This is a genomic window from Methanosarcina horonobensis HB-1 = JCM 15518, assembly GCF_000970285.1.
In the GTDB taxonomy this organism is placed as follows: domain Archaea; phylum Halobacteriota; class Methanosarcinia; order Methanosarcinales; family Methanosarcinaceae; genus Methanosarcina; species Methanosarcina horonobensis.
Genome location: NZ_CP009516.1, coordinates 3,708,043 through 3,721,359 on the forward strand (window position 1 = coordinate 3,708,043; position 13,317 = coordinate 3,721,359).

Sequence of the window (13,317 nt, forward strand, 5' to 3'; positions counted from 1 at the left end):
TATTAGATAAATTAATAAAGTTTGATACAACAATAACAGTGAATGTTACTCGCACCCATGTTGCTTACTATCCTCACACAATCGGCCGAGTATCTTTTAAAAACAGGTCCTTCAATAGTCCTGGGAGTTGTCCTTGCCGAATTTCTTGTAAGCTTCGGCTGGTTCTACAAATTTGATTTTCTGGTAAAACCGGTCACAAACTACGCCCATCTCAAAAAAGAATGTGGAGTAAGTTTCCTTACGGCTTTTGCATCCACCTCCTCGGCTAATGCTTCACTTAAAAGTATGTATGACGGAGGAATCATAAAGGAAGATGAACTGATCATAGCCTCGGTTTTGAACTCCTTTCCTGCAATTGTCATGCACTGGAGAACCCTGCTTCCGGTACTTGTACCCCTGCTCGGGACAACAGGGATAATCTATGTCGGACTGATAACGCTCGTAGGTTTTGTAAAAACTCTAATCGTAATTATTGCCGGACATTTCCTGCTTGAAGAAAAAGATGTACATTTTGAAGACTTTGAAAAGAAAGATTCTCCTACATTGAAGACGGCTTTTAAAGAAAGCCTGGGGACTTCGAAGAAAACCGTAGTCAGGATTTTCAAAGTGATGGTGCCGGTAACAATCCTCGTTTTTGCTCTGACAGACCTGGGAGTCTTTGATTCCTTTGGCTCGTATCTCAAACCCATCTCGGAATACCTACCCGTACCTGTGGAAGGACTCCCTGTAATTGCAGCCCTTTTTGCAAGTCATCTTGCAGCCTATACCCTTTCGGCAAACCTTATGGAACAGGGAATCTTAAACGGCATTGAAGTAATAATCGTCCTCCTAATAGGCAATATAGTAACAAGCCTCGGGACGCTGAGAATTTATATTCCGCATTATGTAGGGATCTTCGGTCCCAAAATAGGGATGAAAACCATTCTGATTTCCCAGACCCTAAGAATATTTGTTATGGTTGGAATCACAGGATTCATTTTAGTAGTTTTTTAAAAAATGAAAATCAGTTAACGAAGGAGAAAGCTGCCTGATGTTACAGCTCTTCCTGAGATTATCTCTTTGTTTCGGAATTATATTGCGGTAATCGAAAACGATTTAACATATTCATCACAAAGCATTTTGCAGAGAAAATGACACATTTTGAAGCGACATGTTTTGAAACTCTTGATTATATTAAAAACTCATATAGTGCCCGGATCTGCCAGCTAGAAGAGGAAAAGAAAGCCGGAAAGAAGATAGTTGGCACTTTATGCCTGTTCGTACCTGATGAGATAATCTTTGCGGCAGGAGCAGACCGCGTTATACTCTGCGGGGGTAAGAATGATGCTGTGTCCATAGCTGAGCAGTACTTGCCAAGGAACATATGTCCACTTATCAAGTCTTCCTTTGGCTCGATCGTAAATAACGGTTATTCAGGTGTAAAATCCTGCTCTCACTTTGGTCTTGTAGATATGGTCGTCGCCGAGAATACATGCGATAGCAAAAAAAAGACTTATGAATTAATGGGAGACTATGTCCCGACTTATGTACTCGACCTCCCTCAGAAACCTGAGGGCCCTGCTGCCGTAAAATATTTTCTGGAAGAGCTTAACAAATTCAAAGGCATCATGGAAGAGCTGACAGGCAATAAGGTCACAGTCGAACAATTAAAGAAAGAAATAATCTCCTCGAACGAGACAAGAAAGCTGCTACACAGGCTCTATGACCTGCGAAAAAGAGAGTATCCCCCAATCAGCGGTTTAGATATGATAAAGGTCATGCAAAAGCAGTATGTTTTATCGGCAGAAGATTTTAAAGAAGCACTTCGGACCCTCATTAACGAAGCAGAGCAGACCAGGGCTGATTCCATTGCTGGTTCTAAGGATGAGTTTACTCACAGGCCCAGAATAATGATCTCAGGCTGCCCGATGCCGGGCGGGAGTACCAAAGTTCCGGAAATTATAGAGAACAGAGGTGGTTTAATTGTCGTGGAGGAAAGCTGTACGGGCACAAGATCGTTCTGGGACCTGGTAGACGAAAACAAAGATCCCATGACTGCGCTTGCCGAACGCTACATCAAAATACCATGTTCCTGCATGACTCCGAACGACAGGCGTATCGATAACATTCTGGAACTTGCAAGAGAGTTTAAAGTCGATGGTGTGGTGAACTATACCCTGCAGTTCTGCCACGGTTACAATATCGAGCGGTACAAGGTACAGCAAGCTCTGAAAAATGCCGGAATACCCGTACTTTCAATAGAAACGGACTACAGCGACTCGGATGTTGAGCAGATAGGACTTCGCGTGGATGCTTTTATGGAGATGCTTTCATGATCTCAGTGGGAATAGATTCGGGTTCTGCCACTACAAAAGCTGTCCTGGTAATTGACGGCAGGATCGCCGCTAATAATATACGTCCAACAGGGTTCGATTTTTTATCAGCCGCAAAAAATGGGTACGAAGACGCACTCACCAATGCCGGAATCGACAAAAAAGATGTAAACGGCATATACGCAACCGGATATGGTAGAAACAGCATAAAGTTTGCCGATAAAGCAGTAAGCGAGATCACAGCCCATACAATGGGCGTCTATCACCTCTATCCGGCTGTCAACGGGATTATTGACATCGGAGGCCAGGACAGTAAGATTATCTCGGTAAGTGACGGTAAGGTAACTGATTTTCTAATGAACGACAAATGTGCGGCTGGAACGGGTAAATTCCTTGAATATACCGCAAAGGCGCTTGAAGTACCGATAGAGGAACTGGGTAGCCTGGCTCTTGTTTCAAAAGAACCTGCCAGCATTACAAGCATGTGTACCGTATTTGCCGAATCTGAGGTTATATCTCTCAGGGCAAGAGGATTTAAAAAAGAGGATATAGCGGCAGGGCTCATTGAAAGCATCGCCAGAAGGGTTGCGGTTATGGTCCGGCAGGTAGGATTAAAACAAAACGTGGCTTTTGTAGGTGGTGTTGCAAAAAATGCGGGCATTAAGGTGTTTCTGGAAAAAGAACTGAATATTTCGCTCTACGTACCTCCTGAGCCACAAATTACAGGAGCGCTTGGAGCTGCACTGTACGGCGTTAGTAAAAAAGTTAAGTAAACCCATTTTGCTTAATTTTGATAAGATCTATAATTTCCTTACTACCCAACTAATAAATTTAAGAAATAACCGATTTTGTAATGATGCTTGAATAGGGGTTTATAAAAAAGTTTAATAAGCAATAAATCTATGTTACAAGCTGTGTTACTTGATATAGCCTATTCATAATTCATAGATTATTCCTTTTAATTAATTTACGTCATCAACTTTTGGGATAAAAGAAAAATTTGGCTTAAATAAAAAAAGAAGAGAGAGTTAACAATTAACCTCAAAAACAAGTTTGGACGTGAAGTTATCCTTCATTATTTCCCATTTAGTTGTCGGGTATCCTTGAAATAAGACTGCGTTTCTGATGAGTTTAGTCCGGTAACAAAAAATGCTTTCCTGAAATTAAGGTAATAATCATCATATCTATCGCGTTTATGCGAGTCGTTGAAAATTGCCTGCTGAGAATTGGGATACGAATCGCTGATCCATTTACCCATCTGCGTGCTAAAGTCCTGGTCTTCCGTGCCAGACCACACCATGACCTCACCGGTATAATTTGACCGGTTCAGACTAAAATGTGGAGTTGGGATTGTACCATCAACGTTAGCTTTTAAAAAGTCAGCAAGGACAACCCCCGTCCATTCACACATTAAATTTACTTCCTGAGAAGAAGCAGGATTATACTCCTGTAGATCTGCACCTATCAACTCATACATCCTTACCTTTACCTCCAGTTCGGAGGGAATACTAATTATGAAACTAACGAAAGGAAAGTTATAGGGAGGATTAATCCATTTTTTAAAATACAGATATTTGTCTTTTAACTTAGATCCTTCAACCTGGCTTTCAACGACTCTGGTTTGTGATTCTTTATCACCTTCCAGACCTAATTTGAACATAGTAAATGCTAGAGATGTCCTTGTCTCATTCCGGGATAAAACAAAGTAGACTTTTGCTGCTTCTGGATTCTGCTCATACAAATTATTAGCAAAAGTTACGTTATGTTGCTGTGCGATATCTGGAGCTCCGCTGAACTCGATAAGTGCACGGGAAACATGAGAACCGTATTTGTCCAGGTATTGCTGAACTAAAAATCCTCCACCTGATCCACCATAGAGCATTATTCTTCCATCATGGGGAAGAAGTCCCTTTTTTTGCATATCCTGCCTTACAGCTTCTAGATCTTCAATTTGCTGGGATGAGCCATATAACTTTAAAGCAAGATTATAGTTGACTGTCCCGTTTTTATAGTAAACCTCCGGAAACAGTGTTGGATTAACTCCACGGTTGCCTATGAGTACATACGAAAGCCCTTCCAGGTTATTTTCAAAGTACTCAAAATCATCGGGAGAATTAATCATCCCCACCGCTTCCTGCTGGTTATCAAAAAGCCAGAAAATGACTTCTTCACCCTGCTTGAAGTTAGGGCTCAGGATATAAAAGTCCGTAAAATTTCCTTTGGAAGGGTTATTATGATCGATTGGTAACTGTAAATAGTAATGATGGCTATCTGGTGGCATCTCTGGATAGTAACTTCCAGTAGCAAGTCTCGTAGTAGGTACAGAAGTAAATTCTTTATATTCATAATATCCATATACAAGGCTTCCCACAAAGATAACTAACGTTATGAATTTGAAAAACTTAAGACCTTTCATTTTATACTTCAACTGGATAACCTCGTCCATTATTGATTTCATACAGAAATTGCACGTCCCACCTTCAATTTATGTGATAATCCAAAGTCCAGATTTTAGATGATATATTCTGAAAAACTCCATTCCAGTGACTGTTACCATTTTAATATTTCAATTACTACGATTTAGTATACTCTGATTATAGTACAAACATCTGCAGAATGCCCTCGATTAATTGACAACATTTCTTAATGAACGTGGAGTTCAAAAAACTTTTGAAATTATAATAAATGTCAATTGATAGCAGCATTAAATCCATGTGTAAATAAGAAAACCTTAAGTTTAGACAGATAACATGAACTAAAGTGAAGTAAGTCGTAAAACCAGATTACCAGTAAAATTTAAAAATTTTTTACGGTTTTGCCCTAATCTTCCTGAAAACATCCTTAAAAGCCAGATTTTTTTCTTCTATGATAGTAAACCCAGCCTTTTTGATATTCTCCAATGTATCCCGGGTCGTTTCATCCCCTATAAGGAAATACATAAGCGGGTTGATCAAATCTTCAAACCACGCAATAAGGCGGTTGCTGCTGCGCATATGTTCAAGGGCAATCAGCTCCCCTGAAGGCTTGAGGACTCGCCTCATTTCTTTTAAAGCCTTCACCGGATCAGGAACCGAACAGAGGACAAAGGTTGTGATAACATAATCAAAGGTATTATCCGGAAACTCCATATGTTCGGCATCCATAAGGAGAAGAGTGAGGTTTTGCATGCCTCCGGCTTTTTCTCGAGCTTTTTCAAGCATCCCTTCACTGTTATCGATTCCAATCACGTGAGCGGCCGCAGGATAGTGTTCCAGATTCCTTCCGGTTCCCACTCCTACTTCCAGGACTCTGCCTTTGAGGTTTGAAAGCGCTTCTTCCCTCCACCTTCCGTATAAGAAAATCTCTATCGGCGCCTCTATCAAGTCATAGATCCTAGAGATTCGGTTATATTTTGAGACTACGGACATTACATGAATTTACGCTTTCATGCCTGATATATTGCCCGGGAAAATTCCCGAAAACCGATTCGTATTTAAGTATTTGAAATAATACCACGCTTCGGATTTCACGTTAAAGACCAACAAAGACCTGATAAAGGAAAATAAAGATTACTCGAGATTCAGGGCTGGCTCACAATATCATCTCACAATACCATCTCACAATATCATTTATCTCACAGGAGTCATTATTACATAGAGATTCTTACAATACGGATCTATTCCATAATCTCATAACACAGATCTATTTCAAAATTATACAGAGGAAACCCGATGAGCAATATTTTACGCAGAGGCAGGCTTGAAGCTGCCCAGGATGAGGAAATTTTACGTTACACCTCCTCAATGGAGGCTGACAGATGGATTTTTAATGCTGATATAGTGGTGGATCTTGCCCATACGGTAATGCTGAGAGAGCAGGGGATTATAAAAGAAGAAGACTGCAGCAAAATCCTCACCGGGCTTTTGAAGATAAGGGAAGAAGGCATGGAAAAGCTCGACTTCAGCTACGAAGACATACACATTTCACTTGAATCCAGGCTCATCGATATGGTCGGAGAGGATGTGGGAGGCAGGATGCATTCGGGGCGTTCGAGAAATGATGAGGTCGCAACCTGTATCAGGCTGGCTCTCAGAGAAGAACTTCTCGACCTGCTCGAAGAAATCTTTGCCCTCAGAAAAACTCTTGTCGCCCTTGCAGGAAAACATACAGAAACCCTAATGCCCGGCTTTACTCACCTTCAGCATGCCCAGCCGACTACCCTTGCTCACCACCTCTGTGCACACGAATCTGCTCTCGGCAGAGACTTTGACAGGGTGCAGGACGCTTTTTCCAGGGTTAACCTCTGCCCGCTCGGAGCTGCCGCGTTTGCATCTACTGGCTTTAACCTGGACAGGAAAAGGACACAGGAACTCCTTGGCTTTGAAGGTCTGCTGGAAAATTCAATGGATGCGGTCAGCAGCAGGGATTTCCTTATCGAATGCGCATCTGTGTTTTCTAACCTTATGATTAACCTGAGTCGGATGGCTGAAGAACTTGTAATCTGGTCTTCGTCCGAGTTCAATTTCATTGAGCTGGATGATATATATGCCTCCACTTCTTCGATCATGCCCCAGAAGAAAAACCCGGATACTGCGGAATTAATGCGCGGAAAAACAGGAGTTGCTGTAGGTGCCCTTATGTCCCTGCTTACAATCTGCAAAGGCCTGCCACTCAGTTATAACCGAGACCTGCAGGAAGCAACTCCCAATATCTGGCGCTCGGTTGAAACCGTAAGGGCTTCGGTCAGAGTAATGGGAGGGATGACCGGGACTATGAAAGTCCACTCCGAAGTGCTTGCAGCCGAATCAATCACTGGTTTTACGACAGCTACCGAACTTGCTGATACTTTTGTTCGGGAAACGGGAATTCCTTTCAGGACTGCTCACCAGATTGTCGGGATGCTTGCAAAGGAAAGGGAAAAGCCCACAATGGAAAAAATAGATTCTGCGGCTGAAGTTGTTCTCGGAGAATCGCTTTCGAGCAGGGGGTTGACGGAAAAGATGGTAAAGGAAGCTCTCAACCCGGTCTCCAATGTAAAGAGAAGAAAGATTGTGGGAGGTCCTGCTCCTGAAGAGATGCAGCATTACTTATCAAAGAGGCAAACTGAACTTGAACTGAATGAGCAGGAGATTGCAACCCTGAAAGATATAACAGACTCGGCTTTTGAAAACCTGCTTGCGGTAGTTGATGAATACAGGAAAATCTAAGCGCGGCGATTTTAAGTACGAAAAAAAACGTTTAAAAAAACACGTTTAATTTTAATATTATTTAGACCTCTTAGTATCACACACATTCTTAGTATCGAACACATTTACCGTGTTACATCACTTTTACAGCATTACAGCACATCAAAAACTCAGCAGAAAAGGGATTATTCATGGAATTCAAACAGGGCGATCGGGTACGCATTGAAAAGAACGGCACTGTCTACGAAGGCAAAGTAATGCCGTCCATGGAAGGGTATATTACTATAAAAATGAAGAGCGGTTACAACGCCGGTTTTTCTATAGATAAGGTAAGGATAACCCCTCTGGAAAATAACGGAGAAACTGTAAACGGAGGCAATGGACAGAGAAATGGGCTAATAGAGACCGGAATGACAAAAGAGAAAGTCTCCAGGCCCGGACTCCCGAAGATTGCAATCCTTTCCACAGGCGGGACAATTGCCAGCAAAATCGATTACAGGACAGGTGCAGTTACATCCCAGTTTACTGCTGACGATATTCTTGCCGCAATCCCTGAACTGAAGGAAATTGCAGACTTTAAAGGCAGGGTGATCTCAAGCATCCTCTCCGAAAACATGGACTCCGATTCCTGGCAGAACCTTGCAAAAGCAGTTGTTGAAGAAATCGAAGCCGGGGCTGATGGAATAATCGTTACTCACGGAACAGATACAATGATGTACTCTGCTGCAGCCCTTTCCTTTATGATAGAAACTCCGGTACCTATCGTTTTTGTGGGTTCCCAGAGAAGCGCAGACCGTCCCAGCAGCGATAATGCCATGAATGCGATCTGCGCAGCAAAAGTTGCCATAAGCGATATTGCCGAAGTCGTGGTAGTTATGCACGGCACAACCTCGGATGACTTCTGTGAGATCCACCGCGGAACGAAAGTCAGAAAAATGCATACCTCCCGCAGGGACGCTTTCAAGTCCGTGAATTCTTTTTCGATAGGAACTGTGGATTACGGCACAGGAGAAATAAAGACATTTATTGACTATACCAGACGCGGAGAAAAGTCCCTCAAATTCAAACCCGGAATGGAACCGAAGTGCGCCCTTGTCAAGTTCACTCCCGGAGCAGATCCCTCAGTTCTCGACTGTTATATTGATGGCGGCTACAGGGGGCTTGTTCTCGAAGGTACCGGTCTCGGGCACGTCTCTACGAAATGGATTCCTTTTATCCGGAAGGCTGTGGACGCAAAAATGCCTGTAGTAGTTACATCCCAGTGCCTTAACGGCAGAATTTGCGACCGTGTTTACGATACAGGCCGTGATATGCTGAAAGCCGGTGCAATCGAAGGAGAAGACACTCTTCCCGAAACTGCTCTTGTCAAGCTCATGTGGGTACTTGGTCAGACCAATGATTTTGAAAAAGCTGGCAGTATGCTCAGAGAGAATATGAGCGGAAAAATCAGTCAGTGTACTGAAAGATAAAAGTCTAAAAGTCTGAGAAAATGGTTTTAAGATTAGATAATGAGCCCCTAAAGGGGTTCATCTGTAACTTCTTCTTCCGCGATAACTTTTCTTCTTATCTGCGATAACTTTTCTTCTTATCTTTATTTACCCTGAGTTTTGCTTCCCAGGTGAATGAACTATAAAAGATTTGACTCGTACAAATTTATTCGCTATAAAATGGAAGGAGAGAGAAGTCAAAAAACTAGTCCGGCTACTGTGATAGCCTAATCATAGTTTTTCCGGATTGACAGGCTGACAATAACCGCATGCATGTGGAACAAACCTCTAATTTTTAAAAAATCACTTCAATGTGAACGTTATCACGCTCAACATATTTAAATAACAAAAAGCTATACTGTAGTGTGCTAACAGGTGTCATGTTAGCTGATAGCAGGAAATTATAGGCAGGTGTGTAGTAGATGTTAGTGTTAGGAATTCAGGATCCACAGATCTGGCTTGCATACGTTCTTTGTATCTTAAGCGCGCTCGGATGCATGGTTTACGGGGCATTGAACTGGAGAGGCGGGGAAGAAGAACAGACAGTCAAGAGTGGAGCTCAGAGAACAGCGGTTCAGGATCAGTAAAACCGATCAGGGATTAAGCTTAACTCTTTCTTCAGGCGGTCTTTAGTACGCCTGCGAAAAACAGCAGTTAATACTATTTACTATTCTGGAATGATTCTTATGGCAGTCAGTACTTCAACTCTTATCCTGTTTGTTATTATTTATCTTACGGCCACTTTTTATGTTGCCTACCTGGGATACAGAAAGAATTCCCAGACAGAAGGGTATATGCTCGCCGGTCGAGGTGTGCATCCTGCAATTATGGCTCTTTCCTATGGAGCTGCGTTTATCAGCACTTCTGCAATAATAGGGTTCGGAGGAGTAGCCGCTTCTTTAGGAATGGGACTTCTATGGCTTGTGTTTATGAATATCTTTTTTGGGATCTTCATCGCCTTCGTTATTTTTGGTCCTCCTACCAGACGTATGGGACTGAATCTTGGAGCCATAACTTACCCTGAGTTTATAGGAAAACGCTTCCAGTCAAAGTTCATTCAGGCTTTTTCCGGGCTTCTGATCGGCATTTTCATGCCTCTTTACGCCGCAAGTGTTATCATAGGAGCCGGAAGATTCCTTGAGACAACTCTGGGAGTCAACTATAATATTGCTCTTATAATCTTTACCATTATAATCGCTTCTTATGTGATTAAGGGCGGCCTTCTCTCAGTAATGTATGTTGATGCCATGCAGGCCATCCTTATGCTGCTGGGCATGGGTTTTCTGCTTGTCTTTACTTACATTAAACTCGGAGGGGTAGTTGAAGCCCACCAGGCTCTTACCAGTATGGCAAACCTTGTGCCTCAGGCCCTTGTAGACCAGGGACACAGGGGCTGGACTTCGATGCCTGCATCCGGCTCTCCTATATGGTGGACAATGATTTCCACAATCATAATGGGCGTAGGAATAGGTGTGCTTGCACAGCCTCAGCTCGCAGTCAGGTTCATGACTGTAAAAGACGACCGTTCCCTGAAAAGGGCAGTTGCTGTCGGAGGCCCCTTCATCCTTATGATGGCTGGAGTCGCTTATGTTGTAGGAGCTCTTTCCAATGTATACTTCTACAGGACTACAGGCATGATTTCCCTTCAGGTCGTGCCTGAGGGAAATACGGATCTCATAATGCCCACATTCCTGAACCATGCCATGCCTGAAATGTTTGTAGCACTCTTCATGCTCAGCCTGCTCTCAGCTGCAATGTCTACCGCAGCTGCCCAGTTCCATACAATGGGCACAGCCATTGGGTACGATGTCTACCAGCAGAGCCTTATGAAAGGCAAGTCCACAGCGACAGTCCATGTTACAAGACTGGGAATTGCCTTTACCATCCTGGTCGCGGTTGTTCTGGCATATATCCTGCCAATAAGCATTATTGCCAGAGCCACTGCCATGTTCATGGGCCTGTGTACGGCTGCTTTCCTGCCCCTGTTCATTGGAGCACTTTTCTGGAAGCGCACGACAAAAGCCGGAGCAACTGCAAGCCTTGTAATCGGATCTTTAAGCAGTCTCTTCTGGCTGACTTTCGTCCATGCAAAAGAAGCAGTTCCTCTGGGGATCTGCCAGGCAATTTTCGGAAAGGCAACCTTACTTTCAGGCACCTGGACCGTTGTAGACCCGATCCTGATCGCAACTCCACTCTCTCTCCTTGCACTGGTCGCAGTAAGCCTTATGACACCTCAGTTTTCACCCGAATTCCTGAAAAAGGCTTTCAGGCTCAGGTTTGAGGACGAAGAAGAGGAAATATCAGAATCAGCATCACACAAAGCAGTTGAATCTACAGGCGTTTAAGACTGCTCCCTTAAAATCAGGCGCATTTTTATGCGCTATCTCTTTTTCGATTCATTTTCTATTTAAGTTTATTAAATAAACAAAAAGCAGACCGTCCTGCGGTATGAGTGTTATTCCGGCACCAGAGTTGTCAGGTATCTAACATATTCTTTATACTTACTACGGGCAGGCGAGTTAAAGCGGCGCACGAGCAATAGAGAATAGTAGAAAGTGTATCAGGGAAGAAGAAAAGAAAAAAGAAAAAGATCCTGTTTAAACCGTCCTTAGTAAAACAGTATTTGATGGAGTGTGGCGTAGCGTAAACCATTATTATTTTACATCTTTTTCCCAATATAAAATACATATCCATAATACTGTTTGTATTTTGAATATAGGTCTGCCTCACGCCTCATAAATGCAATCATATCCTCAACGGTTTTATTTCCCGCATGTATTTTCAAAAATTCTTCTTGCCTTGCTTTTTGCGGAATAAGATAATTGTCTATCCAACAATTCTCAGGCAGCGTAAATGCGGCAACAGGAATATAACCTGTTTTTTGCATGATGGAAATATTATGCCCTATTGTGCTAATTTCAGGAACTGCGTCTAACCACCACTTCTCAATTTCAGCGGGGCGCTCATCAGTAAACCATGACTCATATGTTACGGCAACATAACCATCTTTTTTGAGGAACCCCTTCCAGTGATTCAAGCCTTTTTCAAAACCTACATTGGCAATAGCCCCCTCAGACCATATAAGGTCAAATTCGTCATTCTGAAACGGCAAATTATCCATTGAACCGACAATACCTTTTACCCTGTTCTGCAAACCAAGTTTTCCGGCTGTTACGTTAAGTTTATCAATCGAGCCGGCGTAAAGGTCGAGGGCGGTGATGGTTGCTTCTGTATTTTGTGCCAGAACCATTGTTTGAGCGCCTGTGCCGCAACCTAAATCGGCAATTTTTGTTTTGTTTGAAAGATTGTCGATAAAACCTAATGCTCTGATGGTTTCTTCGGGGCTGCCGGGTCCCTGCCGTTCAAGCTCTGTGAAAAATTCATTGATGAGGGCAAAATCAAATTCGTGGATTGTTATTTCTTCCATTGTTCATACTCCTTATCTTCTAAATTATACCTTTGGTTTTACTCCTTTTGTTTCCGTGGGGAGGCGTTTTTATCTATAAAGCGCTCAATGTGTGCCGCTAATAGCTTAGCGGCCTCTTTCTTGTCAGGCGTTGTATCTGAAATGCTTACCAGCAAATAAAACGGCGCGTAAAACTCAAGCGCAAGCTGTTTTGGGTTACTTTTGTTCCAAATGCCTTGTTCCATCATTTCACGGAATAAATCTTCCATATAGCTGACCGGCCCGCTTACAAGGCATTTTTGATACAGTTCCATTATTTCCGGGTTTCTGTATTGCTCCAAAGTCAACATTTTTCGGAAATTACTGAAAAATTCGTCCTCCGTCAAAAAATAAAACTGCGCCTCGATGAAAACCTTGATTTTATCCACAGCAGTATTGCGGTAGGCCGATGGTGATTTATCAAATGTTTCCTCCGGTACTTCATACTTTTTCGCTCTTTCAACATCTATCTGATATATACGCTCCACAATGCTGTCGAATATATCCCGCTTATTCTTATAGTGCTTGTATAAAGCCCCTTTTGTCATGCCAAGCTCTCCGGCAATATCGCTGACCGAAGTAGCCTCATATCCATCCTGCGCAAATAAACGAAGCGCAGTATGCAAAATGTTTTCTTTTGTGGTGGCCATCTAAAAATTCTTCCCATGAAGTAAACTATCGTTCACTATTATTAAACTATCGTTCACTATTATAGAAAACGATAGTTTACTTGTCAATATGGTTCACAAAAAAGGCATAGCAAATTTCGCTTCCGTTTTGGCATACTGCTTTGTCCCCCCATCGACAAATCTGTTTACTCATTCTACTTATTAGGACGAAGAATAAAAAACAGGTGTATCGCTTATTTGAACTATACGCCTGTTTTCAGACATTTTACTTGGCAGTGC

Annotated in this window: 11 protein-coding genes; 7 read left to right on the plus strand and 4 right to left on the minus strand. The window is 42.6% G+C overall.

The window, feature by feature from the left end; translation table 11 throughout:
- Positions 1-42 precede the first annotated feature (42 nt).
- The 3 genes from MSHOH_RS16220 (at position 43) to MSHOH_RS16230 (ending at position 3,085) form a co-directional block, all read left to right on the plus strand.
- The gene (locus MSHOH_RS16220; RefSeq protein WP_239451019.1) at positions 43-993 is read left to right on the plus strand and encodes a nucleoside recognition domain-containing protein; all 951 of its coding nucleotides are present in this window, start codon (positions 43-45) and stop codon (positions 991-993) included.
- Between the two features lie 137 nt (positions 994-1,130).
- Positions 1,131-2,315 (plus strand): double-cubane-cluster-containing anaerobic reductase, encoded by a 1,185-nt coding sequence (locus MSHOH_RS16225; RefSeq protein ID WP_048141197.1) that lies wholly within the window; start codon positions 1,131-1,133, stop codon positions 2,313-2,315.
- Positions 2,312-3,085, plus strand: coding sequence for an acyl-CoA dehydratase activase (locus tag MSHOH_RS16230; protein WP_048141198.1), 774 nt, complete (start codon positions 2,312-2,314; stop codon positions 3,083-3,085). The genes MSHOH_RS16225 and MSHOH_RS16230 overlap by 4 nt, the downstream gene beginning before the upstream one ends.
- A gap of 302 nt (positions 3,086-3,387) precedes the next feature.
- Here the strand turns inward: MSHOH_RS16230 and MSHOH_RS16235 are convergent, their stop codons facing one another.
- Together MSHOH_RS16235 and MSHOH_RS16240 are read right to left on the minus strand one after the other, a co-directional pair.
- Positions 3,388-4,770 (minus strand): hypothetical protein, encoded by a 1,383-nt coding sequence (locus MSHOH_RS16235; protein WP_052730900.1) that lies wholly within the window; start codon positions 4,768-4,770, stop codon positions 3,388-3,390.
- A gap of 349 nt (positions 4,771-5,119) precedes the next feature.
- Positions 5,120-5,719 carry a class I SAM-dependent methyltransferase gene (locus MSHOH_RS16240; protein ID WP_048141200.1) on the minus strand — a complete coding sequence of 200 codons (600 nt, stop codon included), beginning with the start codon at positions 5,717-5,719 and terminating at the stop codon, positions 5,120-5,122.
- Between the two features lie 303 nt (positions 5,720-6,022).
- Here MSHOH_RS16240 and argH point away from each other — a divergent pair, with 303 nt between their 5' ends.
- The 4 genes from argH to MSHOH_RS16255 all read left to right on the plus strand — a co-directional run bounded on the left by argH (position 6,023) and on the right by MSHOH_RS16255 (position 11,309).
- On the plus strand, positions 6,023-7,498 hold the full coding sequence (gene argH, locus MSHOH_RS16245) for an argininosuccinate lyase (RefSeq protein WP_048141202.1): 1,476 nt from the start codon (positions 6,023-6,025) through the stop codon (positions 7,496-7,498).
- 170 nt (positions 7,499-7,668) lie between these two features.
- A complete protein-coding gene (gene gatD / locus MSHOH_RS16250) occupies positions 7,669-8,946 on the plus strand; it encodes a Glu-tRNA(Gln) amidotransferase subunit GatD (RefSeq protein WP_048141204.1) in 1,278 nt (425 codons plus the stop codon).
- Between the two features lie 440 nt (positions 8,947-9,386).
- The gene (locus tag MSHOH_RS24765; RefSeq protein WP_204245474.1) at positions 9,387-9,551 is read left to right on the plus strand and encodes a symporter small accessory protein; all 165 of its coding nucleotides are present in this window, start codon (positions 9,387-9,389) and stop codon (positions 9,549-9,551) included.
- Positions 9,552-9,650: 99 nt separating this feature from the next.
- A complete protein-coding gene (locus MSHOH_RS16255) occupies positions 9,651-11,309 on the plus strand; it encodes a sodium:solute symporter family protein (protein ID WP_048141206.1) in 1,659 nt (552 codons plus the stop codon).
- 314 nt (positions 11,310-11,623) lie between these two features.
- Here the strand turns inward: MSHOH_RS16255 and MSHOH_RS16260 are convergent, their stop codons facing one another.
- The gene (locus tag MSHOH_RS16260; protein ID WP_048141207.1) at positions 11,624-12,391 is read right to left on the minus strand and encodes a class I SAM-dependent methyltransferase; all 768 of its coding nucleotides are present in this window, start codon (positions 12,389-12,391) and stop codon (positions 11,624-11,626) included.
- A gap of 38 nt (positions 12,392-12,429) precedes the next feature.
- On the minus strand, positions 12,430-13,059 hold the full coding sequence (locus MSHOH_RS16265; protein WP_048141209.1) for a TetR/AcrR family transcriptional regulator: 630 nt from the start codon (positions 13,057-13,059) through the stop codon (positions 12,430-12,432).
- Positions 13,060-13,317: the final 258 nt, after the last annotated feature.

Coding starts and splice junctions, on each gene's coding strand:
- MSHOH_RS16235 (WP_052730900.1), bottom strand. CDS start 4,770: ATGAAATCAATAATGGACGAGGTTATCCAGTTGAAGTATAAAATGAAA.
- MSHOH_RS16260 (WP_048141207.1), bottom strand. CDS start 12,391: ATGGAAGAAATAACAATCCACGAATTTGATTTTGCCCTCATCAATGAA.
- MSHOH_RS16240 (WP_048141200.1), bottom strand. CDS start 5,719: ATGTCCGTAGTCTCAAAATATAACCGAATCTCTAGGATCTATGACTTG.
- MSHOH_RS16225 (WP_048141197.1), top strand. CDS start 1,131: ATGACACATTTTGAAGCGACATGTTTTGAAACTCTTGATTATATTAAA.
- argH (WP_048141202.1), top strand. CDS start 6,023: ATGAGCAATATTTTACGCAGAGGCAGGCTTGAAGCTGCCCAGGATGAG.
- MSHOH_RS16265 (WP_048141209.1), bottom strand. CDS start 13,059: ATGGCCACCACAAAAGAAAACATTTTGCATACTGCGCTTCGTTTATTT.
- MSHOH_RS16230 (WP_048141198.1), top strand. CDS start 2,312: ATGATCTCAGTGGGAATAGATTCGGGTTCTGCCACTACAAAAGCTGTC.
- MSHOH_RS16220 (WP_239451019.1), top strand. CDS start 43: ATGTTACTCGCACCCATGTTGCTTACTATCCTCACACAATCGGCCGAG.
- MSHOH_RS24765 (WP_204245474.1), top strand. CDS start 9,387: ATGTTAGTGTTAGGAATTCAGGATCCACAGATCTGGCTTGCATACGTT.
- MSHOH_RS16255 (WP_048141206.1), top strand. CDS start 9,651: ATGGCAGTCAGTACTTCAACTCTTATCCTGTTTGTTATTATTTATCTT.
- gatD (WP_048141204.1), top strand. CDS start 7,669: ATGGAATTCAAACAGGGCGATCGGGTACGCATTGAAAAGAACGGCACT.